Here is a 23,361-nt window from a genome sequence, read left to right on the forward strand (position 1 = left end):
TTTGTTTCATAGCCTATTTTTCCCCTAACAGTTCTGAAGTATTCCGGCAAAAAAATGAGCGCATGCTCAAAATGAATATGTATTTGCCGGCCGCCGGCTCTTTTCAAATTCCTGCTGCTTCCATTTAGGACAGAACGTGACAGGTCGACCGACAGTTTCAATCTTATATCTAAGGAAAAAATGTTTTCCTGTTCAGTTTATGCGTTAATTAATAATTTTTTAAATTCTTCCGTTAATAATGGAACCACTTCAAAAAGATCACCAACAATTCCATAATCCGCAACATTAAAGATGTTCGCTTCCGGATCTTTATTGATGGCCACAATCACTTTTGAATTTGACATTCCCGCTAAGTGCTGGATAGCCCCGGAAATTCCGCATGCAATATATAAATCCGGTGTGACTACTTTACCTGTTTGGCCAATTTGCAATGAATAATCGCAATAATCTGCATCGCATGCCCCGCGTGATGCACCTACTGCACCGCCCAATACATCTGCCATTTCCTTTAATAATTTGAAACCATCCGCACTTTTTACACCGCGGCCGCCGGAAATAACGACTTTGGCTTCAGATAGGTCAACGCCTTCACTTGCTTTTCTGACTACTTCTTTAATAATAGAACGTAAATCTTTAATTGCAACAGATACAGATGATACTTCGCCAGTGCGGGACTCATCTTTTTCCAAAGGTGCGATATTGTTCGGACGGATTGTGGCTAAAATGAAACCATCCGTAACAATTTTCTTCTCAAATGCTTTTCCGGAATAGATGGGTCTTGTAAACACAATGTTGCCGCCTGCGGCTTCCACAGTTGTGACATCGGAAACTAAACCGGAGTTCAATTTTGCTGCTAGTTTAGGAGAAACATCCTTCCCAAGTGCTGTGTGACCTAAAATAATTCCATCCGGCTTTACGACGTCCATGACAGATAGAATGGCCTGTGCGTATCCATCCGGTGTATATTGCTTCAATTTCTCGTCTTCTACGGTAATGACACGATCTGCACCGTAATAAATCAATTCCGCAGCTAAAGCGCTTACAGACTGCCCAACTAACAGCCCGATAATTTCGCCTCCGTCTGCAATTGCCTTTGCCGCTCCAATTGCCTCAAAAGATACGTTACGCAAAGAATTATCACGAACTTCTCCCAGCACTAATATTTTTTTCGCCATTGTTTCACTGCCTCCCGTTTTTTTTTATAAAGTTAAATCACTTTCGCCTCTGTATGAAGCAGTTGTACCAGTTCTTTTACCTGATCATTTAATTCACCGGACAGTACTCGACCCGCTTCTTTTTTAGGTGGAAGGAAAATTTCAATTGTTTTCGTTTTGGCTTCCACTTCATCCTCATCCAAATCAAGATCATCTAATTCAATTTCTTGCAAGGGTTTTTTCTTTGCCTTCATAATTCCAGGCAATGACGGATAACGTGGTTCATTTAATCCTTGCTGCGCTGTGACAAGCAGAGGAAGGCTTGTTTCAACGACCTCAGAATCCCCTTCTACATCGCGGACTACTGTGGCATTGTTTCCGTCAAGAACTATTTTGGTAATGGTCGTCACGTAATTAATCCCCAGCAGTTCTGCCACCCGGGGTCCGACTTGTCCTGACCCGCCATCAATCGCCACGTTTCCTGCGAGAATAATATCAGCCTGCTTATCTTTTAAATACTCAGCAATGACTTTTGCTGTGGTAGATTGATCACTGAATTCAACATCATCTTCTATATTAATTCGAACCGCTTTATCTGCTCCCATTGCTAAAGCTGTACGAATTTGCGTCTCAGATTCATCTGTACCTACCGTCACGATGGTTACTTCCCCGCCATGGGCATCTCTGATTTGCAGTGCTTCTTCAACAGCATATTCATCGTAAGGATTAATGATATATTCCGCACCGTCTTCATTGATTTTCCCTGATGATAAACTGATTTTTTCTTCTGTATCAAATGTTCTTTTTAGTAACACAAAAATATTCATCCTTTTACCTCCCTCAAATATTTTCTACCATTTTAATTATAAATGTATTCCGAAAATAATAATATATCTAAATTTTTTGAATTCAAAATACAGTAATAAAGTATGATCAACTATCATACTTTACACTTGGTACATCGCCTTACTTCCCTGAAAAAACAGCTTCTCTTTTTTCGATAAAAGCAGAAATTCCTTCAGCACTGTCCTTTGATTCGGAAATCTTGCCAAATAATTTCGCTTCCTTCTTCACCGCTTGGTAAAATTCCTCTGTTTTTGCCTTGTTTAATAATTTGATTGCCGCACGAAGCGCAAGCGGACTTTTCTTGGCAATATCTTTGGCCATTGTGCTCGCATTTTCAAGCAGTTCTTCATCTTTATAGGCATGATTGGCCAATCCTAACTGAACAGCCTCTAATCCTGTAATGGGTTTGCTCGTAAACAGCATTTCTGCGGCTCTTGCTGTTCCAACATAACGCGGCAGACGCTGCGTTCCGCCAAATCCAGGAATCAAACCGAGCGATAGTTCAGGAAGACCCAGTTTTGCTCCCTCTGTTACTAAACGGAAATGACATGCCATGGCTAATTCTAAACCGCCTCCCAATGCAGCTCCATGGATCGCAGCGATGACTGGCTTGGGAAAGCTTTCAATTCTTTCAAAAAGATTTTGACCGTATTTTGCCAGCTTAGTAAATCCTTCTCCGGGTTCTGTTTCTGTAAACTCTTTAATATCTGCTCCTGCTGAAAAAAAACGCCCTTCCCCGTGAATCAGTACTACCCTGATTTCGTTATTCGCCTCAATGTCATCGAAGACTGCTGACAATTCCTGCAGTAATTTAGACGATAAGGCATTGGCCGGTGGACTGGAAATTTGGACAACGGCAACCATGTCTTCATGAAACCAACGCAAATTTTCCATATGGATTTCCTCCTAAATTATAATTACTTTCATATTTTTAATGTTATTCTCTATTGTTCTGCATTTTCCTCCATTTTTTTAATTTTTCTGATAAGTTTTTGAAAAATAATATTTTGTACCCACCAAACTGGATCGATCGTTACATGAGCATGTGCTCAGTTTTAATTTTAAAAAAACTGACTCATGGAAAATAGCGAGTCAGTCAGCAATTTCTCTTCAGTCTTTTTCTTGATTGCCGTGGCGGTTCTCCTCTTCGACGAGGGCTCTGCGCAAGATCTTTCCTACGGCCGTCTTTGGCAGTTCCAGGCGAAACTCGTATTTGCGCGGAACCTTATATGCAGCCAGATTTTTTCGAGAAAACTCATTCAGTTCCGCTTCCGTTACATTAGAACCTTCCTTTAAAACGATATAGGCTTTTACCGTTTCCCCGCGGTACGGATCCGGAACTCCAGCTACAACCGCTTCCTTAACAGCCGGATGCTCATAAAGAACCTCTTCGATTTCACGGGGATAAACATTAAACCCGCCGGCAATGATCATGTCTTTTTTACGATCAACCATATAAAAATAGCCTTGCTGATCCATATAGCCAAGATCACCTGTTAAGAGCCAGCCATCCTTAAAGGTTTGCTTTGTTTCATCCGCTCGCTCCCAATAGCCTTTCATCACTTGCGGACCTTTAACAGCCATCTCCCCCATTTCGCCGGGGGGCAGGATTTCACCGGTTTCCAGAGAAAAAATAGCCGCATCTGTATCAGGCAGCGGTACACCGATACTCCCTTTTACCTGCGGATGGTCCCAAAGGAAATTCACATGGGTAATCGGCGAGGCTTCCGTTAACCCATAGCCTTCAACAAGTTTTCCACCGGTTGTTTTCTCAAACTTCTCCTGTACCTCTAAAGGCAGCGGAGCGGAACCACACAAACATGAATCGATCGAGGAAAGATCGTATTTCTGCACATCCGGATCATTTAACAGTCCGATATAAATGGTAGGAGCCCCGGGGAATAAGGTAGGGCGCTGTTTATGGATGGTCTTCAACGTCGTCTTCACATCAAATTTCGGCAGCAGCACCATTTTATACGCCTGCATCACCGCTAAAATCAGGATGGTTGTCACCCCATAAACATGAAAAAACGGAATAACTCCCAGCACGATTTCTTCTCCGCGTCTGTATCTGTACAGCCAGGCTGTGCACATCGATGTATTCACGACAAGATTTTTATGGGTCAGCATCACTCCTTTTGGAAAGCCGGTGGTGCCTCCTGTATATTGCAGCAGTGCAATATCCTCTTCTTGATTTTGCTCATATTCAATTAGCGTTCTTTTTGGCTGTTTTAAGATTTCCGTAAATAAGTGACAAAAGCCCTCATGCTGGACCTTTACCACGATGCCGTATTGTTTTTTTTGGATAAATGGATAGAAGATGTCTTTTGGGAAGGGGAGAAAATCTTTAATAGCGGTTATAATGATATGCTGTAAGTCTGTATGATCCTTTATCTTCGTTACTCTTGGATATAAAATGTCAAGGGTGATGATACCTTTTGCCCGCGAATCCTTCATCTGATATTCTAATTCCCGTTCCGTGTATAGAGGATTTGTTTGGACCACGATTCCTCCTGCCATGAGGATTCCATAAAAGCTGATAACTGCCTGAGGGGTATTCGGAAGCATGACAGCCACCCGATCCCCTTTCACGATTCCAATACTTTGCAAGTATCCTGCCAGCTTTTCAGCTGCTTCATATAAATATCGAAAGGTCAATTCCTTTCCTAAAAAATGGATGGCTGGTTTATCTGGAAACTCTGCTGCTGTTTTGCGTAAAAAATGATGCAGCAGCGTCTCAGGATAGTCTAATCCATGGGGGATATCTTCAGGATATAGGTTATGCCATAGTTTTTGATCCATCGTGAACTCCTCCTTTAACATGGCCAAGAGTTTCAAGCGATCATCTTATTCTATTGTATTCCCCCTTGCAACATGAATAGAACTATCTTAATTCACTCAGAAGACGGTTATTTTCGCCGCAGGATATTAAAGGCCTTGTCTGTATTGGCAAAATGCAACTTCACATATGCCGGCAGCACCTCTTTGCCTTTTTCCTTAATTAAGCGGGCACAGGCTGCATCCACCTGCGCTCCTGCTCCCTTTGGAATTTTAAACCCAGCTTGTACACTTAGTTTTTCAAAATGCTGCACAAAGGCATATCTGGCGATAATGGATGCGGCTGCCACAGCGGTATGGATTCCTTCTGCTTTCGTGCTGAAACAAACATTTTCTCTTTGAATATTTTTTTGCCCCTTTAAATATCCGTAATAGATTTCCTCTTTCGCAAATTGGTCAATCAAAATCGCTTCCGGCTTTTCAGGTGCTATTTTTTTTAATAGATGCAGGATAGCCTGATTATGAAGGAGTGCCTTCATTTTCCCCTGTGACATGCCTGTTTTCTGCATGGAATTATATTTTTCATTAGGCAGCACTAAGAGGCTGTAGGGGATAATCTTTATGATCTGCTTCGCAATCGCGGAAATTTTTTCATCGTTCAAATTTTTCGAGTCCTGCACACCAAGTTCATGCAGAAGCGGGATCTCTTCTTTTTTTACATAGGCGGCACAAACTGTAATCGGACCAAAAAAATCCCCTGTTCCCACCTCATCAGATCCGATAACAGACAGACTGCTGATATTAGCAGGAAGACCTGCACCTGGCCGCTTTTCGACTGCTTTTGTTTTCCGGGCTGCTGTGGAATTCGAATTCTGTTTAACGCCGGGTGCCCCCCATCTTCTTGCTTCCTCCTGACAGCCAGCACCTTGAAAAAGCACTTTACCAGAACGGTAAGCAGTAATGGTGCAATGATTTGTCTTTGCCGTAAAAACCCCGCCCTGCGGTGTTTTTCCTGTTAAATTGGAATCATAATACTCCTTCATTTTCGCTATTTCCTGGGCATTTTTCTGTAGTACAACCTGGTTCAAATGTTTCACTCCTTCTATTTTGACTATATTTGACATCCTTCTACTTTAAATTTATTCAGGTTTCATGTTATGATTATGTTTAGGATTCTTTTGAATGGAGGCATGCAGCTTGTCACAAACGGAAAAAACCCGCATTACGGTTGAAATATACGGAAATCAGTATATTATAGTTGGCTCAGAAAGTGCCAGCCATATTCGGCATGTGGCTTTAATGGTCGATGAAAAAATGCGAGAAATTCACTCAAAGAATCCTGCACTCGATACCACTAAACTGGCTGTCTTAACAGCCATTAATGCCGTTAACGATTATGTAAAAATAAAAGAACGGCTTGAAGAGCTTGAAAAAGAAGTACATAAGTAAAGGACTGATACAGTTATGCTCGATCTCGCTGTATGGATCGTTTTAGGTTTTGGATTTTTTATAGGTTTAAAGCGAGGATTTATCCGGCAGCTGATCCATCTAACTGGTTTTTTTCTTGCTTCTTTCGCTGCTTTTCACTACCACGAACAGCTTGCACCGAAACTCACAATGTGGATCCCATATCCTGTATCAAGTACTGATTCCACCTTTTCATTACTCTTTAACGATGCTAATTTGGAAGAAGTTTATTATCGCGCCATCGCCTTTGTCGTGATTTTTTTTGCTGTGAACATCCTGCTTCATATTATCGGCAATATGCTGAATTTTCTCGCCAAAATTCCGGTAATCAAGCAGTTGAATGTATGGGCAGGAGGTATTTTGGGATTTATAGAAGTCTATTTTATCATGTTTATCCTATTATTAATAGCCGCGCTCCTGCCGCTTGAAGCTGTGCAAACCAGTTTATCAGACTCCTCCATGGCAGAAATGATGCTGAAGCATACACCATTTTTGTCACAGCTGATTGGGGATCTGTGGATAAATCAGCCGGAAACGCTATAACTTCTCTTTAACAGAGAAGTTTTCTTTTTAAGGGAGAATACTAATAAAAATTAAATAAACTTTTTCATAAAAAGAATGCTGCTAAGCAGGTGAATACAAAATGATCAATAAAAAAGATGTCATTCGATTATTAGAAACGATTGCTGTCTATATGGAATTAAAGGGTGAAAACTCCTTTAAAACAGCTGCTTTTAGAAAAGCAGCGCAAAGCTTGGAATTAAGTGAAAGTCCGTGGGAAGAATTAACTGATTTGACTTCTTTGCCAGGGATTGGAAAAGGAACAGCTGCGGTCATTGAAGAGTACAGACAGGAAGGCAAATCCTCCCTTCTGAAGGAACTTCAAGAGGATGTTCCAAAAGGACTGATTCCACTGCTGCAATTACCTGGACTGGGAAGCAAGAAAATATCACGGCTGTACAAAGAGCTTGGGATAGAAAATGCCAAAGATCTTGAAACAGCCTGCCGGAATCATCAGGTGCAGACGTTAAGCGGATTTGGCAAGAAAACAGAGGAAAAACTCCTCCAGTCTTTGCTTGCGGCAGGCGGCAGACCTGAACGGCTTCCGCTCGCCTATATGCTTTCGGTTGCAGAAAAAATTGAAAAGGCTTTAACCTCAATGGAGCATATAGAGCAATTTTCCCGGGCCGGGAGTCTGCGGAGGATGAGGGAAACAGTTAAGGATTTGGACTTTATCATTGCGACGGAAGAGCCGATCCTCGTGAAAGAGCAGCTGTTAACCATTGCCGAGGTAAAAGAGGTGATTGCCGCCGGGGATACAAAGGTATCAATTGTTCTCGACCTGGATTATGATGTTTCGATTGATTTCCGCCTTGTACAGCCGGAGGAATTCGCCACGACGCTGCATCATTTTACCGGTTCTAAGGAACATAATGTCCGGATGCGCCAGCTGGCGAAGACAAGAGGCGAAAAAATCAGTGAATACGGGGTTGAAAATAACGATCAAGGCACGGTGCTGACCTTTGCTTCAGAAAGGGAATTTTATGCTCACTTTGATCTGCCATACATCCCTCCTGAACTGAGAGAAGATGGGTCTGAGGTTGAACACTATTATGAGGACTACGGGTTAATTTCGCTTGACGACATAAAGGGCGATCTCCATATGCATACAACCTGGAGTGATGGGGCACATTCGCTTGAGGAAATGGCGCAAGCCTGCCGCAATAGAGGGTATCAGTATATGGCGGTAACCGATCATTCTCAGTATTTAAAAGTCGCCAACGGATTGACGATTGAGCGCTTAAAAAAACAGCGGGAAGAAATTAACAGGCTGAACGCGAAATTTGCTGATTTTACCATCCTCTCCGGAATTGAAATGGACATTTTGCCGGATGGCACTCTTGATTTCAGCGATGAAATTCTGACTGAAATGGATATCGTCATTGCTTCGATCCATTCTTCTTTTTCCCAGCCAAAGGAAAAAATAATGGAACGTTTAAAAACAGCCCTGTATAATGCCAATGTAGACATTATTGCCCATCCGACAGGAAGACTGATTGGGAAACGGAATGGATATGAGGTTGATATGGACCTGCTTATCGAACTCGCAAAGGAAACCAATACGGTCTTAGAGTTAAACGCGAATCCAAACCGCCTTGACTTATCTGCAGCCAATATCAAGAAAGCTCAGGATGCGGGAGTTAAATTGGCGATTAATACTGATGCGCATCGATTGGAAACATTGAATCATATGTCTATTGGTGTTTCAAGTGCCAAAAAAGGCTGGATTAAAAAAGCCAGCGTGATCAATACTTGGAAAAAAGAAGAATTACTCACTTTTTTACGTGAACGCCAATAAAGTGAAACTTCCAGTTTCAGGCGCCGAATGGCTGGCGCCTTCTACTTCTATTTTAGGGAGGAACATATCTCCATGCAGCAAAAGGTTTTTAAGGTATTGGAATTTGATAAAGTGAAAGAACAGCTTCTTGAACATGTTTCATCTACATTGGGGAGGGAACTAGCGGAAAAGTTAGCCCCTTCTACTGATTTTGCTGAAGTCGTGCAAAGTCAGGAAGAAACGGATGAAGCGGTTAAAGTATTGCGCTTAAAAGGAAATGTACCGCTTGGCGGTATTTTCGATATCCGCCCCGATATTAAACGGGCGGTGATTGGCGGCAGCTTAAGCCCGCATGAATTAATGCATGTAGCCAGCACGGTTCATGCCAGCCGGACGATGAAACGGTTTATTGAGGATTTCGCCCAAGAGCATGATGCATTGCCAAATCTTGAGCAGGAAGCAGAGAAAATAATCGTTCTGGCCGAGCTGGAACAATCAATTAAAAACGCCGTTGATGACAATGGCGAAGTGCTCGACAGTGCCAGTGAAACATTGCGGCAACTAAGGAATCAAATCAGGACAAAGGAAGCACGAGTGCGGGAAAGACTGGAAAGTATGATCCGCTCCTCGAATGCACAAAAAATGCTCTCTGACGCCATTGTTACGATTCGGAATGACCGCTTTGTTATCCCGGTAAAACAGGAATATAGAGGTCATTATGGCGGTATTGTCCATGATCAAAGTTCATCCGGTCAAACATTATTTATCGAGCCCGCGTCCATTGTCCAGCTTAATAATGAGTTACAGGGTATCCGGATCAAGGAACAGCAGGAAATTGAGCGGATCCTCATTCTGCTTTCCGCACAAACGGCTGAACATAGCATTGAACTTGAGATCATTACCAAGGTGCTTGGCCATATTGATTTTCTCTTTGCCAAGGCACGCTATTGTCACAAAATTAAAGCTTCTAAGCCGACGATGAATGATGAAGGCAGAATTTCTTTAATAAAGGCCAGACACCCATTAATTCCCATTGATGAAGTAGTAGCCAATGATATTGTCATCGGCAAGGATTTTTCCACGATTGTGATAACTGGACCGAATACCGGCGGTAAAACGGTCACATTGAAAACAGTCGGTCTTTGCACGTTAATGGCGCAATCCGGCTTGCAAATCCCTGCCCTCGATGGTTCGGAAATGGCTGTATTTGATGCGGTCTATGCTGATATTGGCGACGAGCAGTCCATTGAACAAAGCTTAAGTACCTTTTCTTCCCATATGGTCAATATTGTCGATATCCTCGGCAGGGCGGATTATAACAGCCTCGTTTTATTCGATGAGCTGGGTGCCGGCACAGATCCGCAGGAAGGTGCCGCTTTAGCCATATCCATTCTAGATGAGGTCAACCGGCGCGGATCAAGGGTCATTGCGACTACACATTATCCTGAGTTAAAAGCATATGGTTATAACAGAGAAGGAGTCGTTAATGCCAGCGTCGAATTTGATGTTGAGACATTAAGTCCGACATATCGCTTATTGATCGGGGTTCCTGGGCGAAGCAATGCCTTTGAAATTTCCAAACGGCTTGGGTTAAATGAACGGATTATTGATATGGCCCGAACATTCGTTAGCGCGGACAGCCATCAGGTTGAAAATATGATTGCATCGCTTGAAGAAAGCAAACGTCAAGCAGAAAATGAACTGCAGGAAGCACATGATGTATTGAAAAATGCGGAAATGCTGCAAAAGGATTTACAGAAACAAATGGTCGAGTACTATGATAAGAGAGACTCGCTCTATGATAAAGCTTCAGATGAAGCCCGCGAAATTATTGAAAAAGCACAACGGGAAGCAAATGCGATCATTCATGATTTACGAAAAATGCGTGCTGAAAAACAAACAGAAATTAAAGAACATGAACTGATTGAAGCGCAAAAAAAATTAACAGAAGCAGCACCAAAAGAAAAGAAAGCCAAATCATCAGCATTGCGTAAAACCAATAAACATGAGTTTCACCCTGGGGATGAAGTCAAGGTGTTAAGTTTTGATCAGAAAGGTCATTTGCTCAAGAAGGTTTCTTCTGATTCATGGGAAGTGCAGATCGGAATCATGAAAATGAAAGTGTTAGTAGGCGACCTTGAATATATCCAGACCCCTAAAGCAGTCGAACAACGAACCATTGCCACCGTGAAAGGAAGGGATTTCCATGTCAGTCTGGAATTAGATTTACGCGGTGAAAGGTATGAGAATGCTCTAGCAAGAGTGGAAAAGTACATTGATGATGCCCTGCTCGCCGGATATCCCCGCGTATCCATTATCCATGGGAAAGGAACCGGTGCCTTAAGGCAGGGAGTACAGGAATATTTGCGAAACCACCGGGCCGTCAAGCATATTCGTTTCGGAGATCATAGTGAAGGCGGTATTGGGGTTACGATAGTCGAGTTTAAATAAAAGAAGGTGTGTCTTAAATGAATCAATTTTGGGAAAACGAATATGTACTTACCGCAGCGAATTATAGTGTTGTCATTTTATGTTTAATTGTATTTTTAGCTGTGTTTGAACTTGTGACAAAGTACAAAAACTGGAATGAAATTAAAAAGGGGAATATTGCGGTGGCAATGGCGACAGGCGGTAAGATATTTGGCATCGTCAATATCTTTCGTTATTCCATTGAACATAACGATTCATTTATGACCATGATTAGCTGGGGGATTTTTGGATTTATTTTACTGCTTATCGGCTACTTTATTTTTGAATTTATGACACCTACTTTCAAGATCGATGAAGAGATCGAAAAGGATAACCGGGCGGTAGGATTGATTTCCATGATTATTTCCATCGCATTGTCATTCGTCATTGGCGCCGGTATCATTTAAGGAGAGCAGAGTAATGGAAAAGTTGGCAAAAATCTTATTTATTTGTTGTGCAATTTTCCTCTTAATAGGAATTATTTATATGGTATTTTTCAATTAAAAAAGGATGTCCACCAGGCTTTCAAAAGCCCGGTGACATCCTTTTTTCTTTATTAACCGCGTAAAACGGCTCCGGCTTTATCGGCAACGGCCTGTAATACTTTTTCATGTGCTTTTGTTACTTCTTCATCCGTTAATGTGCGTTCCGGATCAAAATATTTTAAAGAGAAGGCCAGTGACTTTTTACCGGCTTCCATATGTTCGCCTTCATACAAATCAAAGACATGAACTTCTTTTAACAGCGCCCCTCCTGCTTCAGCAATGATCGCTTCCAGTTCGCCGGCAGCTTTATTTTGCTCGACTACTAGAGCAATATCTCTTGTAATAGATGGGAAGCGCGGAATCGATTGATAGGAAATAGGTTCAACCTCTGCCGCTGCTATTTTCTTAAATGACAATTCAAATACATATGTTTCTTTTAGATCGAGCTCTTTTTGCAGTGTTGGATGAACCTGGCCAACAAAGCCAATCACCTCGCCGTTCAGCAGAACTTCTGCAGTCCGGCCTGGATGCATATTTTCCAAAGCTGACTGGCGGTACTCGATTTGACTTGTTACCCCGAGTGCAGCAAACAATGCTTCCAATGCCCCTTTCAGAACGTAGAAATCAACTGCTTTTTTCTCACCCTGCCACGGATTCGCTTCCCAAAGACCGGTAATCGCAGCAGCAACATGTTCTCTTTCTTCAGGCAGCTGATCGTTTTCCTGCTTTAAGAATACTGAGCCGATTTCATACAGCGCTACAGAATCAATTTGACGGGCATTATTATATTTAACTGCCTCTAATAGTGACGGCAGAATGCTCATCCGCAATTGGCTTCTTTCTTCACTCATCGGCATCGCCAAACGGACAGGTTCCCGCTTTTCTAAAGCAAGTTGAGCAGCTTTTTCCATGCTGGTAAGGGAATAAGTAGTTGCTTGATAAAGCCCTGCACCTTCTAAAGTACGGCGCGCAAGACGGCGTTTTTGTTGATAATCCGTCAAGGCTCCGGCAGTTGCACTGCCTTTTGGCAGGGTAGAAGGAATATTATCATAGCCATACAGACGAGCAACCTCTTCCACGATATCTGCTTCGATGGTAATATCACCACGGCGGGTCGGAACGGTAATAACGAAATCTTCTCCTTCTACTTTCACATCAAAGCCTAGTCGGGTAAGGATATCGGTTACTTCCTTAGCTGAAATGTTCGTTCCAAGCGCCGTATTGATTTTATCTAGGGTAATGGAAATAACCGCAGGTTCCATTTTCATATTGTTATATTCAGAGGTTCCTGCTAAAATCGTACCCCCTGCATATTGAGCCATCAGTTGTGCCGCTCTTTCTCCTGCAGCGCGAGTTCTTTTCGGATCTACCCCTTTCTCAAAGCGGGCACTTGCTTCACTGCGCAATCCATGATCTTTCGATGCTTTACGCACAACAGGTCCGGCAAAGTAAGCTGCTTCGATAATAACGGTCGTCGTATCTTCTTTTACCTCGGAATTGGCACCGCCCATGACTCCGGCAATCGCAACTGGCTCAGCACCGTTCGTAATCACTAGATGATTCGCTGTTAATGTACGTTCTGTATCGTCAAGGGTTGTGATTTTTTCTCCTTCTTTGGCACGACGGATCACAATCTCCTTCGAACCCAGACGATCATAATCAAACGCATGAAGCGGCTGTCCGTATTCCAGCAAGATATAATTCGTAATATCAACTACATTATTGTGCGGGCGGATTCCGGCATTCATTAAGCGTGTTTGCATCCATAGTGGAGATGGTGCGATTTTTACATCTTTTACGATTTTTGCGATATATAGTGGATTATCTTCCGCTGCCTCCACTTTGACGCTGATATAATCAGATGCTTTTTCCGCAGCTTCTTCTTTTTCAATGACCGGCCATTTTACTTCACGGCCTAGAATGGCCGCGACTTCATACGCCACACCAAGCATGCTTAAAGCATCAGAACGGTTAGGAGTTAAGCTCAATTCCAAAATTTCATCATCGAGCGCCAGAGCCTCTAGGGCATCTTCTCCCACTTTAGCATCCTGCGGGAAGTTGAAAATCCCAACGGAATATTCTTTCGCCACTAACTTCGATTCAATGCCAAGTTCCTGTAGAGAACAGATCATTCCATTAGATACTTCGCCGCGAAGTTTGGCTTTTTTAATTTTAAAATTATTTGGCAGAACGGCACCCACTGTGGCCACTGCTACTTTTTGTCCTTTACCCACATTCGGTGCTCCGCAGATGATCTGTACAGGTTCCTCCGCACCGATATCCACTAGACATTTATTCAGTTTATCTGCATCGGGATGCTTCTCGCATTCTAGCACATGTCCAATCACGACACCTTTTAATCCTTCGCTTTTCTTTTCTACCCCTTCTACTTCGATTCCGCTTTTTGTAATCTTTTCTGCCAGCTCTGAACAGCTCATGCCGGATAGATCGACATAATCCTGCAGCCATTTATATGAAACAAACATTAATGATCCTCCTATTCATTCAATAATCCCTTGTTTATCCAAATGCTTACACTTCAAAGCGATTAAATTGCTTTAAGAAACGGACATCATTTGTATAGAAATGACGAATATCATCTACTCCGTATTTCAGCATCGCAATGCGTTCTACACCAATTCCGAAAGCAAATCCGGAATATTTTTTCGAATCAAAGCCGCTCATCTCAAGAACATTTGGATGAACCATTCCGCCGCCTAATACTTCGATCCAGCCGGTATGCTTACAGACATTACATCCATGTCCCTGACAAATTTTACAAGAAATATCTACTTCAACAGACGGTTCTGTAAAAGGGAAAAAGCTTGGACGCAGACGGATTTCGCGCTCCTGGCCGAAGACTTTTTTCAGGAAGACCTCTAGTGTTCCTTTTAAATCACTCATCGAAATGTTTTCATCTACCACTAGACCTTCAATTTGCATAAATTGATGGGAATGTGTCGCGTCATCATTATCGCGGCGGTACACTTTACCAGGGCAGATAATCTTAACCGGTCCCTGTCCTTTTTGTTTTTCCATCGTTCTTGCCTGAACAGGTGAAGTATGTGTACGCATTAGCACACTTTCATCTGAAATGTAGAAGGAATCCTGCATATCACGGGCAGGATGGCTTTTTGGCAAGTTTAACGCTTCAAAATTATAGTAGTCGCTTTCCACTTCCGGACCTTCTGCTACTGCATAACCCATACCGATAAACACGTCTTCAATTTCCTCAATGATTCGCGTTAATGGATGAAGGTTTCCTCTATTAATAGGTCTTGCCGGCAATGTGATATCAATCGTTTCTGCTGCCAGCTGCGCCGTAACTGCTTCTTCCTCAAGCAGGGCTTGCTTTTCTTCGATTTTTGCTGTAATCGTTTCACGGACAACATTCACCAATGCCCCCATTTTCGGGCGTTCTTCAGCCGATAATTTCCCCATGCCGCGCAGCACTTCTGTAATTGGTCCTTTTTTGCCTAAGTAGGCAACACGAATATCATTCAATTCTTTTAAGTCAGATGCTGCTGCAATTTTTTCCAGCGCCTCTGTCTGCAGTTCTTGTAAACGTTCCTGCATGTTTGTAATTCCTCCTTTAAATATGATTCATAGTCGGGCGGCTTTCATTCCATCCCTATTATGAACAAAGACAAACATTAGATAAACACAAAAAAGCCTCGATCCCAAAAAAGGGACGAGGCTTACTTTTCGCGGTACCACCCTTATTAGTGCGCAAAAAAGAAACACACTCACTTCATTCCCATAACGGCTCTTCACCGGAACATTTTTCGGATTGGTTACACAATCTTCCCAATGCCAACTCGAGAGGTGAATTCCCTTAAGCAGCGCCATTAAAAATGCTTTCAGTCACGGCATTTTCTCCCTTGTAACGGATTTCCTAAGCTACTGGTCTCTGTCATCGTCTTTGTTTTATCAAATTCTGTATTATTATAGTACAAATTCCCATTGGTTTCAAATTCATTTTCGCAAATAATACATAAATATGCCGGCAGCTACGCCAACGTTCAATGATTCGCATTTACCGTATATGGGAATATACAAATTTCTTGTTGTTTTATCAAGAAGCTCTTGGGCTACACCCTGTCCTTCATTCCCCACCAAAAGAGCAAATGCATCCGATTTTTCCACCGTCTCAAAATGGACTCCGCCCTCTAGAGATGTGCCATAAACTGGAATGGTAAGAGTGTCCAAAAACGCAGCCAAATCGGCCTTTACGATTGGCAGATGAAATAGGCTTCCTTGTGTGGAGCGGATAACCTTCGGATTATAGGGATCAGCACATCCCTCGCCTAAAATAACAGCATCCATGCCCGCTGCGTCTGCTGTACGGATTAACGTTCCCATATTCCCCGGATCCTGCACCCGGTCTAATAAAAGCAGTTTTTTTGCCTTATCTGGTTCAAGAGACATGGACGGCTTTTCACAGACTGCTGCAATTCCCTGCGGTGTTTCTGTATCACATATAGCCTTCATCACTTCATTGGTTACATAAATAACCTCAGTTCCTTCTATTATAATGGGCGGCTGTTTGTCCATATCCTGATTCACAATGACTTCCATGACAAGCCGTTCTTTTAGCGCTTCCTCTACCAGATGATATCCTTCAATCAAAAAGCGGCCTGAACGATCCCGCTCTTTTTTCGTTAAAAGCTTTTTCCAAGCCTTTACGGTTGGATTTTTGACTGATTCAATATATTTCACTTGCTTACGCTCCTTTTAGTCTGCATTGCCTTTTATTATAACGCACTTTGGATACATATTGCATCATCAATAGGAAACGCTAATTACTGTTCATGTTAATGTTTAAGGAGGAAAATAGATGAACTTGAATTTGCGTAACGCCATTATTCACAATGTCTCAGGGAATACCCAGGCCCAGCTTGAGGATACGATTGTGGATGCCATTTCTACCGGTGAAGAAAAAATGCTTCCTGGACTTGGAGTACTGTTTGAAGTCATTTGGAATCATTCCTCAGAACAAGATAAACAAGAAATGCTTTCTGCTTTAGAAGCAGGTCTAAAAAAATAACAGCCATTGCGGCTGTTATTTTTTCTTTGTACCCATAGGTTAGACTATTCACTTAGCCCATCTGGTAAGGCCATCTGTCATTTTACGGTACTAGGCACCTTATTCGTATGTGATCCGGTCGACTGTTTCGCGGTCTAAGCGTTTGATTACTTCAACCACAAGTTTTACGGCGTTTTCAAAATCATCACGATGCAGCATCGCACCGTGCGAATGAATATATCTGGTGGCAATGCCGATAGAAAGTGCCGGCACCCCTTTAGCTGTCACATGAATCGAACCGGCATCGGTGCCGCCGCCGGGAATCGATTCAAACTGATAAGGAATGTTTAATTCGTCCGCTGTATCTGTGACTAAATCGCGCAGCCCTTTATGAGAAACCATGGAGGCATCATATAAAACAATTTGCGGTCCATTTCCCATTTTGCCCATCGCATCTTTTTCAGACACTCCTGGTGTATCCCCGGCAATTCCTACATCCACGGCAAAACCGATATCAGGCTGTACCTTGAAGGTGGATGTTTTGGAACCGCGTAGGCCAACTTCCTCCTGTACCGCTCCAACACCATAAACAATATTTGGATGGCTGACACCTTGTAACTGCTGCAGCACATTGATGGCAATCGCACAGCCAATCCGGTTATCCCACGCTTTTGCTAAAAGCATTTTTTCATTCTTCATCACCGTAAATTCAAATGCCGGAACTACCATATCTCCCGGGCGTACACCCCACTCTTCTGCTTCCTCTTTGCTGGTGGCGCCAATATCAATAAACATGTCTTTAATTTCATAAGGTTTTTTCCGTGCTTCAGGCGATAAAATATGCGGCGGTTTCGAGCCGATCATTCCCGTAATATCTCCTTTACGTGTAACGATGGTCACTCGCTGTGCCAGCATCACCTGGTTCCACCAGCCGCCAACTGTTTGGAATTTCAAAAATCCTTTGCTGTCAATTTGCGTAATCATAAAACCAATTTCGTCTAAATGTCCGGTCACGACAATTTTCGGTCCGTTTTCATCACCTGTTTTTTTAGCGATTAAACTGCCAAGATGATCCATTATGATTTCATCTGCATAGGGTGCTATGTATTTTTTCATGACTTCCCGGGGTTCTCTCTCATTTCCGGCGATTCCTTTGGCATCTGTTAAATCCTTTAACATCGTAAGCGTTTCATCAAATTTAGCCATCATTTCGACTCCTTTGTATGGTCTACTATCTATTATACAGAAGGGGGTTGTCGTTATACAAAAAATTAGCGAATGAACGGTCTGTTTCATCCATCTTATCTTCCCTTTCAAAATAATTTTCCTTTATGTGAAACCTTTTATTTTTTTAATCGTAAATAAGGAATCATAAAGAAAAGGGAGGGGTTATTTTGTTGTGGCTTGTACGCTTTATGCTATTCGCCCTTATTCTTTTCCTCATCTATCGAATGATAAAATTTATATTAAACCCAAAACGAAAACTCGAATCAGCTCACGAACAAAAGCGCTATTATTTTTTAGATGATCCCAATAATGTACGAAAAAACTTTTTTCTCACCTATAAAGGCGTTCTTTTTGAAGGGGAAAAGTATTTAGGCACTACAGATGATTCCTTTGATGTTGTTTCAATCTTTATTTGGTCTCATAGTACAGCAGCATTAAAGGGGCTGGTACGCGAAGATTTTCAGTTTATTGAGGAACGGGTGCGCAGCTATTATCCGTATGCAGCATTAGATTGGAAAAGTCCAGTAAAGGAATTTTTGCAAAAAAAATAATAAAGAGCCGCAATATCCTTATCACTATTCATTCCGCGTCCTCTTTAGCCGTAAACAGGGCAGTCTGAAAGGCCAACTATCCCGTTGGCTTTTCCCTTTTTCCTCATCATCAGCCTTCCTTTAAGCTGAAAAACTTCTGCCATTTAATCACCGTCACTTTTTCCCGTAATAAATAAACAAGAACCATCAAGGATAGAAAGATAACTGCCATAACGAGAGGTGTAAATAGGCTGATAATAGAGCCAAAGGCAGAATAGAAGAACGCCAGCGGTAAATTAGAGAGCAGATTATTTTTCATATATGGGCTAAACCGGCGGTCTTTTTCCATCAAACAAAAGTTCAGCAGATGAAAATGAATTAATGGAATTAAGCGTAAAACGGCCGTTTGGGCTACAGTAAGATTGCGATATTCCCCAAACCATTTTCTTTTTAATTTAGCTAGTTTTTCATATGTCTTTGGCATTTTACCAATCAGAAAATAAAAACAAACGGAATTTAACAGCAAGCCAATCAGGGATAATAAAGTGCCAAACAAGGCACCGAAAAGAATTCCCCCAGCCAGACAGACAATGGTAACAGGGATAAAGAGAAACTGCCGAATAAGATGAAACAGGATAAAGGCTACCGGAGCAAGAACCCCGCCTGCTCCAAGAACAACCAGCAAAATCGACATACTTTCATCCATCGTTTGACCTCTTTTCGCATCGGCTCTGAGGCTGCCTCATTGCCTTTTGATGAACTTCATTCAGCTGAAGTCCTCCACTTCTATAAGTGGGGGATGAATGCAAAGTATATTTCCGATTCAGTGGGGGTTCAAACCCCGGCTGAATGAAGTTTAGCCTCCGGCGGATGCCTCGATTTTTCAAAGGAAATTTTTCGAGCGAGCTCGACGACGGACAGGACGTCCTAGTCAGGCAAAGCCACAGGATGTGGCGCTTTGAGCGTGAAAAAAATCGGGCGCAAATTCGACGGGGCGGATTTGATTCATGATGTTATTAAAGCTTATCGAAAAAAGAGAAATGATATGACCAATTTAAGAAATAAAAATAGAAGATGGCTTCGATACCAGCAAGAATGGGAAAACCAATTTTAAAAGAAAGATGCTTCGTTTTGTGGTGAAACAGGTACATTCCAGCTGCTGCTCCAATTGCACCGCCGCAAATCGCCGTGAGCCATAATGTTTTTTCTTTTATGCGCCAGCCGTGTTTAATCGCCCGTTTTTTATCCACATTCATTAAACTAAAGCCAATTATATTCAGCAGCAGAAATAAGATAAGAATGAAATAAGTCATGTAATTCCTCCTAAACTTTAATGCAAAAAGCCACTCTCTAATGATAGAGAATGGCTTCATAATCAATATTATTTGCTTAAGTTTGCTTTTGCAACAGTTGCTAATTCAGCAAATGCATTGGCATCATTGATCGCTAGATCAGCAAGCATTTTGCGGTTTACTTCGATACCAGCAAGCTTTAAGCCATGCATTAAACGGCTGTATGAAAGACCGTTGATGCGTGCAGCTGCATTGATACGAGCAATCCAAAGCTTACGGAAGTCACGTTTCTTCTGACGACGATCCCGGTAAGCATATTGTAATGATTTCATTACTTGTTGGTTAGCAACTTTATATAATGTATGTTTTGAACCGAAATAACCTTTAGCTAATTTAAGAACCTTTTTACGACGTTTGCGAGTAACTGTACCGCCTTTTACACGTGGCATATGGTTTCCCTCCTATTTTGAAATTACTTAATGTTGTCTAATAAATGACGAATGCGTTTGTAGTCTCCGCTTGAAACAAGTCCTGCTTTACGAAGTTTACGTTTTTGTTTTGTAGATTTATTGGCAAATAAGTGGCTTGTATAAGCGTGATCACGCTTTAATTGACCAGATCCAGTTTTTTTGAAACGCTTAGCAGCGCCGCGGTGTGTTTTCATTTTTGGCATTTGGTATATCCTCCTCTTACTTATCGTTTTTAGGTGCTAGAACTAAGAACATGCTTCTTCCATCCATTTTTGGATGTGATTCCACAGTTGCAACTTCTTTGCATGCTTCTGCAAAACGGTCTAATACACGTTGACCAATTTCTTTATGTGTGATAGCACGTCCTTTGAAACGAATCGACGCTTTCACTTTATCGCCTTTTTCAAGGAATTTGATCGCATTGCGAAGTTTTGTATTAAAATCATGTTCATCAATCGTTGGACTGAATCGGACTTCTTTAATACTGATGACTTTTTGATTTTTACGTGCTTCTTTTTCTTTTTTCTGTTGTTCAAACTTAAACTTACCGTAGTCCATAATACGGGCAACAGGTGGTTTAGCATTTGGAGCAACTAGAACAAGATCAAGATTGACACGAGCCGCAATATCAAGTGCATCGTTTTTTGATTTAATTCCTAATTGTTCACCATTTTGATCAATCAGGCGTACTTCACGGGCACGAATTCCCTCATTCAACAACATATCTTTGCTAATAGCAAAACACCTCCGAATGTTTATCAAGAATACAATATTTAGGTTAAGAACACCCAGTTTCAGTCAGTTTTCTTCACAAAAAAGGTGTGGATGATTAGTCACCCACACCTTACCACATCATAGTTATTATAACTAAAAATGTATACGTTACCTGTCGACAGCCTTACCAGCGTCAATCAGGTGAGAAGCGGGTGCTTCTTCTTTTCCTAAAAAACCGTATTCGATTTACTTGAATTACTATATCACAAATGATTACGTAATGTCAAAGAGGAATTTTCCATATAGCGGATTCAGTACATATAAATTCCAATCCTAAAAAAATGTACTTTTTACCGCAACGAATAAAATTTTATCATACGAAACTCATTTTATGCAATAGATTTCTAAAAAATATTTATTTCCAATTGCAGGGAGTTATCTTTCTACCTCTGTTCTCAGGTTTTGCATAAAGTCTGTAAAAGGAACTGTCTCCGATTTTTGTTCCCCGTATTTACGGACGTTTACCGAATGGTTGGTCACTTCCTGATCGCCAACTACCAGCATATACGGAATCTTTTGCATTTGCGCTTCACGAATTTTATAGCCGATTTTCTCATTGCGATCATCTAATTCAACACGGAAACCAGCTGCTTTCAGCTGCTCTAATACGTTTTTAGCATAATCATAATGGATTTCAGGAGACACAGGAATGACTTGTACCTGTACTGGAGCCAGCCATGTTGGGAATGCTCCTTTGTATTCCTCAATTAAGAATGCCACGAAACGCTCCATCGTTGACACAACTCCACGGTGGATAACCACTGGACGATGCGGTTTGCCGTCTTCTCCCACATAAGTGAGATCAAAGCGTTCAGGAAGCAAGAAATCAAGCTGTACAGTTGAAAGAGTTTCGTCCTTACCTAAGGCCGTTTTAACCTGTACATCGAGTTTAGGACCGTAGAAAGCCGCTTCGCCTTCTGCTTCATAGTAGTCGACATCCATCTCATCAATAACTTCCTTAAGCATACTCTGTGCTTTTTCCCACATTTCATCGTCGTTATAATATTTTTCCGTATTTTCCGGATCCCGGTAAGATAAACGGAAGGTGAAGCTTTCAAAATCGAAATCTTTATAAACCTCGAGAATCAGCTCAACAACACGTTTAAACTCTTCTTTAATTTGATCGGGCCGCACAAAAATATGGGCATCATTTAATGTCATGCCGCGGACACGCTGCAGTCCGGAAAGTGCGCCCGACATTTCATAGCGGTGCATCATTCCAAGCTCTGCAATCCGAATTGGCAGTTCACGATAGCTGTGAATTCCGTTTTTATAGACCATCATGTGGTGCGGACAGTTCATCGGACGAAGAACAAGCTGTTCATTATCCATATCCATGACAGGGAACATGTCCTCCTGGTAGTGATCCCAGTGCCCGGATGTTTTATAAAGTTCGACACTTCCCATAATGGGTGTATACACATGGTCATAGCCAAGGCTTACTTCTTTATCGACGATATAGCGTTCAATAATGCGGCGGATCGTCGCACCCTTCGGCATCCAGAGCGGCAGACCCTGTCCCACCTTTTGCGAAGTAGTAAATAAATTTAATTCCTTCCCGATCTTTCGGTGATCACGTTCTTTTGCTTCTTCCAACAAACGTAAATGTTCAGCTAAATCTTCTTTCTTGAAAAAGGCCGTTCCATAAATACGCTGCAGCATTTTATTATCACTGTTGCCGCGCCAATACGCACCGGCAATACTTAATAGCTTAATTTCTCTCAGCTTGCCTGTTGACGGAACATGCACCCCGCGGCACAAATCAAAGAACTCTCCCTGCTCATAAATCGTAACCGTTTCATCCTCAGGAATGGCTTCAATCAATTCAATCTTATATTCATCGCCAATCTCCTTATAAATTTGAATCGCTTCATTTCGGCTTACTTCCTTGCGGACAACTGGAATATTTTCGTTTATAATTTTCTTGATTTCTTTTTCAATTAAAGGTAAATCCTCTGGTGTAATAGATACTGGCAGATCGATATCATAATAAAAACCGCCTTCAATGACAGGTCCCACGCCAAGTTTCACTTCTACATCTTTATATAAACGTTTGATTGCCTGTGCCATCGTATGAGCACTTGAGTGGCGCAGGATTTCCAATGCTTCCGGCTGATCCTGAGTAATAATTTCAATCGCGCCGTCCGCTTCGATTGGACGTCTTAAGTCAATCATTGTACCGTTCAGCTTGCCAGCTAAGGCCTTTTTCTTTAATCCTGAACTGATCGATCCGGCAATATCCTCCGTTGTGACACCGTGCGGGAATTCCTTTACTGCACCATCAGGAAATGTAATTTTTAAAACATCTGACATTCTTTTTTCCTCCTTATGTAAACATAAAAAAGCCCCTCCCTATAAAAGGGACGAGCTATTAGACACGTGGTTCCACCCTACTTCTCATTTTTGCACAAGACAAAAATGACTTTGTAGTCTGATAACGGTTTTAAGCCGTCTTCCGATACTTTAACGAGTACAATGGACTTAAGTCCATCATCTCCATTTTTC

Annotated in this window: 22 protein-coding genes and 2 other annotated features; of the genes, 7 read left to right on the forward strand and 15 right to left on the reverse strand. The window is 41.9% G+C overall.

Annotation, left to right across the window (positions count from 1 at the left end; genetic code table 11):
* Positions 1–197: 197 nt before the first annotated feature.
* From HNR53_RS11045 to rnhC, 5 genes are all read right to left on the reverse strand, one after another.
* Entirely contained in the window at positions 198–1,175 is a 978-nt protein-coding gene (locus tag HNR53_RS11045) for an electron transfer flavoprotein subunit alpha/FixB family protein (protein ID WP_184525899.1), read from the reverse strand.
* Positions 1,176–1,207: 32 nt separating this feature from the next.
* Positions 1,208–1,981 (reverse strand): electron transfer flavoprotein subunit beta/FixA family protein, encoded by a 774-nt coding sequence (locus HNR53_RS11050; RefSeq protein ID WP_184525901.1) that lies wholly within the window; start codon positions 1,979–1,981, stop codon positions 1,208–1,210.
* Positions 1,982–2,120: 139 nt separating this feature from the next.
* The gene (locus HNR53_RS11055; RefSeq protein ID WP_184525904.1) at positions 2,121–2,894 is read right to left on the reverse strand and encodes an enoyl-CoA hydratase; all 774 of its coding nucleotides are present in this window, start codon (positions 2,892–2,894) and stop codon (positions 2,121–2,123) included.
* A 216-nt stretch (positions 2,895–3,110) separates the two neighbouring features.
* A complete protein-coding gene (locus tag HNR53_RS11060; RefSeq protein ID WP_184525906.1) occupies positions 3,111–4,802 on the reverse strand; it encodes an AMP-binding protein in 1,692 nt (563 codons plus the stop codon).
* A gap of 107 nt (positions 4,803–4,909) precedes the next feature.
* Positions 4,910–5,866 (reverse strand): ribonuclease HIII, encoded by a 957-nt coding sequence (gene rnhC, locus HNR53_RS11065; protein ID WP_281391820.1) that lies wholly within the window; start codon positions 5,864–5,866, stop codon positions 4,910–4,912.
* A gap of 109 nt (positions 5,867–5,975) precedes the next feature.
* Here rnhC and zapA point away from each other — a divergent pair, with 109 nt between their 5' ends.
* The 5 genes from zapA (at position 5,976) to HNR53_RS11090 (ending at position 11,459) form a co-directional block, all read left to right on the forward strand.
* Positions 5,976–6,227, forward strand: a complete 252-nt coding sequence (zapA, locus tag HNR53_RS11070) for a cell division protein ZapA (protein ID WP_184525910.1) — start codon at positions 5,976–5,978, stop codon at positions 6,225–6,227.
* A 15-nt stretch (positions 6,228–6,242) separates the two neighbouring features.
* Positions 6,243–6,788, forward strand: coding sequence for a CvpA family protein (locus HNR53_RS11075; protein ID WP_184525912.1), 546 nt, complete (start codon positions 6,243–6,245; stop codon positions 6,786–6,788).
* A 100-nt stretch (positions 6,789–6,888) separates the two neighbouring features.
* A complete protein-coding gene (gene polX / locus HNR53_RS11080; RefSeq protein WP_184525914.1) occupies positions 6,889–8,604 on the forward strand; it encodes a DNA polymerase/3'-5' exonuclease PolX in 1,716 nt (571 codons plus the stop codon).
* 72 nt (positions 8,605–8,676) lie between these two features.
* Entirely contained in the window at positions 8,677–11,034 is a 2,358-nt protein-coding gene (locus HNR53_RS11085) for an endonuclease MutS2 (protein WP_184525916.1), read from the forward strand.
* A 17-nt stretch (positions 11,035–11,051) separates the two neighbouring features.
* On the forward strand, positions 11,052–11,459 hold the full coding sequence (locus tag HNR53_RS11090) for a DUF350 domain-containing protein (RefSeq protein ID WP_184525918.1): 408 nt from the start codon (positions 11,052–11,054) through the stop codon (positions 11,457–11,459).
* A 149-nt stretch (positions 11,460–11,608) separates the two neighbouring features.
* On the opposite strand, the gene pheT is transcribed toward HNR53_RS11090, so the two are convergent.
* The 3 genes from pheT to HNR53_RS11105 all read right to left on the reverse strand — a co-directional run bounded on the left by pheT (position 11,609) and on the right by HNR53_RS11105 (position 16,256).
* Positions 11,609–14,023 carry a phenylalanine--tRNA ligase subunit beta gene (gene pheT / locus HNR53_RS11095; RefSeq protein WP_184525920.1) on the reverse strand — a complete coding sequence of 805 codons (2,415 nt, stop codon included), beginning with the start codon at positions 14,021–14,023 and terminating at the stop codon, positions 11,609–11,611.
* Between the two features lie 46 nt (positions 14,024–14,069).
* On the reverse strand, positions 14,070–15,113 hold the full coding sequence (gene pheS / locus HNR53_RS11100; RefSeq protein ID WP_184525922.1) for a phenylalanine--tRNA ligase subunit alpha: 1,044 nt from the start codon (positions 15,111–15,113) through the stop codon (positions 14,070–14,072).
* A 108-nt stretch (positions 15,114–15,221) separates the two neighbouring features.
* Positions 15,222–15,463 (reverse strand) — a binding site (T-box leader).
* A gap of 49 nt (positions 15,464–15,512) precedes the next feature.
* A complete protein-coding gene (locus tag HNR53_RS11105) occupies positions 15,513–16,256 on the reverse strand; it encodes a TrmH family RNA methyltransferase (RefSeq protein WP_184525924.1) in 744 nt (247 codons plus the stop codon).
* Positions 16,257–16,374: 118 nt separating this feature from the next.
* On the opposite strand from HNR53_RS11105, the gene sspI reads away from it, so the two are divergent.
* Positions 16,375–16,584, forward strand: coding sequence for a small acid-soluble spore protein SspI (gene sspI, locus HNR53_RS11110; RefSeq protein WP_184525926.1), 210 nt, complete (start codon positions 16,375–16,377; stop codon positions 16,582–16,584).
* Between the two features lie 99 nt (positions 16,585–16,683).
* Here the strand turns inward: sspI and HNR53_RS11115 are convergent, their stop codons facing one another.
* Positions 16,684–17,769 (reverse strand): M42 family metallopeptidase, encoded by a 1,086-nt coding sequence (locus HNR53_RS11115; protein WP_184526199.1) that lies wholly within the window; start codon positions 17,767–17,769, stop codon positions 16,684–16,686.
* A 188-nt stretch (positions 17,770–17,957) separates the two neighbouring features.
* Here HNR53_RS11115 and HNR53_RS11120 point away from each other — a divergent pair, with 188 nt between their 5' ends.
* The gene (locus HNR53_RS11120) at positions 17,958–18,341 is read left to right on the forward strand and encodes a sigma-w pathway protein ysdB (RefSeq protein ID WP_184525928.1); all 384 of its coding nucleotides are present in this window, start codon (positions 17,958–17,960) and stop codon (positions 18,339–18,341) included.
* Between the two features lie 109 nt (positions 18,342–18,450).
* Here HNR53_RS11120 and HNR53_RS11125 read toward each other — a convergent pair whose 3' ends face one another.
* From HNR53_RS11125 to thrS, 6 genes are all read right to left on the reverse strand, one after another.
* Positions 18,451–19,026 (reverse strand): TVP38/TMEM64 family protein, encoded by a 576-nt coding sequence (locus HNR53_RS11125; protein WP_184525931.1) that lies wholly within the window; start codon positions 19,024–19,026, stop codon positions 18,451–18,453.
* Positions 19,027–19,336: 310 nt separating this feature from the next.
* Positions 19,337–19,633, reverse strand: coding sequence for a DUF1294 domain-containing protein (locus HNR53_RS11130; protein WP_184525933.1), 297 nt, complete (start codon positions 19,631–19,633; stop codon positions 19,337–19,339).
* A gap of 68 nt (positions 19,634–19,701) precedes the next feature.
* Positions 19,702–20,061, reverse strand: a complete 360-nt coding sequence (gene rplT / locus HNR53_RS11135) for a 50S ribosomal protein L20 (protein ID WP_184525935.1) — start codon at positions 20,059–20,061, stop codon at positions 19,702–19,704.
* A 23-nt stretch (positions 20,062–20,084) separates the two neighbouring features.
* Positions 20,085–20,285, reverse strand: a complete 201-nt coding sequence (gene rpmI / locus HNR53_RS11140) for a 50S ribosomal protein L35 (RefSeq protein ID WP_184525937.1) — start codon at positions 20,283–20,285, stop codon at positions 20,085–20,087.
* A 16-nt stretch (positions 20,286–20,301) separates the two neighbouring features.
* Positions 20,302–20,805: a translation initiation factor IF-3 gene (infC, locus tag HNR53_RS11145; protein WP_184525940.1), complete on the reverse strand. Its 504-nt coding sequence runs from the start codon at positions 20,803–20,805 to the stop codon at positions 20,302–20,304.
* 84 nt (positions 20,806–20,889) lie between these two features.
* Positions 20,890–21,026, reverse strand: a sequence feature (ribosomal protein L20 leader region).
* Positions 21,027–21,231: 205 nt separating this feature from the next.
* A complete protein-coding gene (gene thrS / locus HNR53_RS11150; protein WP_184525942.1) occupies positions 21,232–23,169 on the reverse strand; it encodes a threonine--tRNA ligase in 1,938 nt (645 codons plus the stop codon).
* Positions 23,170–23,361: the final 192 nt, after the last annotated feature.

This window comes from Bacillus benzoevorans (assembly GCF_014207535.1).
Taxonomy (GTDB): Bacteria; Bacillota; Bacilli; order Bacillales; family Cytobacillaceae; genus Bacillus_BD; species Bacillus_BD benzoevorans.

Excerpts from the sequence above, each read along its gene's own strand:
- HNR53_RS11090 (WP_184525918.1), top strand. The coding sequence starts at position 11,052 with ATGAATCAATTTTGGGAAAACGAATATGTACTTACCGCAGCGAATTAT.
- HNR53_RS11075 (WP_184525912.1), top strand. The coding sequence starts at position 6,243 with ATGCTCGATCTCGCTGTATGGATCGTTTTAGGTTTTGGATTTTTTATA.
- rplT (WP_184525935.1), bottom strand. The coding sequence starts at position 20,061 with ATGCCACGTGTAAAAGGCGGTACAGTTACTCGCAAACGTCGTAAAAAG.
- pheS (WP_184525922.1), bottom strand. The coding sequence starts at position 15,113 with ATGCAGGAACGTTTACAAGAACTGCAGACAGAGGCGCTGGAAAAAATT.
- HNR53_RS11115 (WP_184526199.1), bottom strand. The coding sequence starts at position 17,769 with ATGGCTAAATTTGATGAAACGCTTACGATGTTAAAGGATTTAACAGAT.
- HNR53_RS11055 (WP_184525904.1), bottom strand. The coding sequence starts at position 2,894 with ATGGAAAATTTGCGTTGGTTTCATGAAGACATGGTTGCCGTTGTCCAA.
- HNR53_RS11050 (WP_184525901.1), bottom strand. The coding sequence starts at position 1,981 with ATGAATATTTTTGTGTTACTAAAAAGAACATTTGATACAGAAGAAAAA.
- sspI (WP_184525926.1), top strand. The coding sequence starts at position 16,375 with ATGAACTTGAATTTGCGTAACGCCATTATTCACAATGTCTCAGGGAAT.
- HNR53_RS11085 (WP_184525916.1), top strand. The coding sequence starts at position 8,677 with ATGCAGCAAAAGGTTTTTAAGGTATTGGAATTTGATAAAGTGAAAGAA.
- thrS (WP_184525942.1), bottom strand. The coding sequence starts at position 23,169 with ATGTCAGATGTTTTAAAAATTACATTTCCTGATGGTGCAGTAAAGGAA.
- polX (WP_184525914.1), top strand. The coding sequence starts at position 6,889 with ATGATCAATAAAAAAGATGTCATTCGATTATTAGAAACGATTGCTGTC.
- HNR53_RS11125 (WP_184525931.1), bottom strand. The coding sequence starts at position 19,026 with ATGGATGAAAGTATGTCGATTTTGCTGGTTGTTCTTGGAGCAGGCGGG.
- HNR53_RS11045 (WP_184525899.1), bottom strand. The coding sequence starts at position 1,175 with ATGGCGAAAAAAATATTAGTGCTGGGAGAAGTTCGTGATAATTCTTTG.
- HNR53_RS11060 (WP_184525906.1), bottom strand. The coding sequence starts at position 4,802 with ATGGATCAAAAACTATGGCATAACCTATATCCTGAAGATATCCCCCAT.
- rpmI (WP_184525937.1), bottom strand. The coding sequence starts at position 20,285 with ATGCCAAAAATGAAAACACACCGCGGCGCTGCTAAGCGTTTCAAAAAA.
- pheT (WP_184525920.1), bottom strand. The coding sequence starts at position 14,023 with ATGTTTGTTTCATATAAATGGCTGCAGGATTATGTCGATCTATCCGGC.
- infC (WP_184525940.1), bottom strand. The coding sequence starts at position 20,805 with ATGTTGTTGAATGAGGGAATTCGTGCCCGTGAAGTACGCCTGATTGAT.
- HNR53_RS11130 (WP_184525933.1), bottom strand. The coding sequence starts at position 19,633 with ATGACTTATTTCATTCTTATCTTATTTCTGCTGCTGAATATAATTGGC.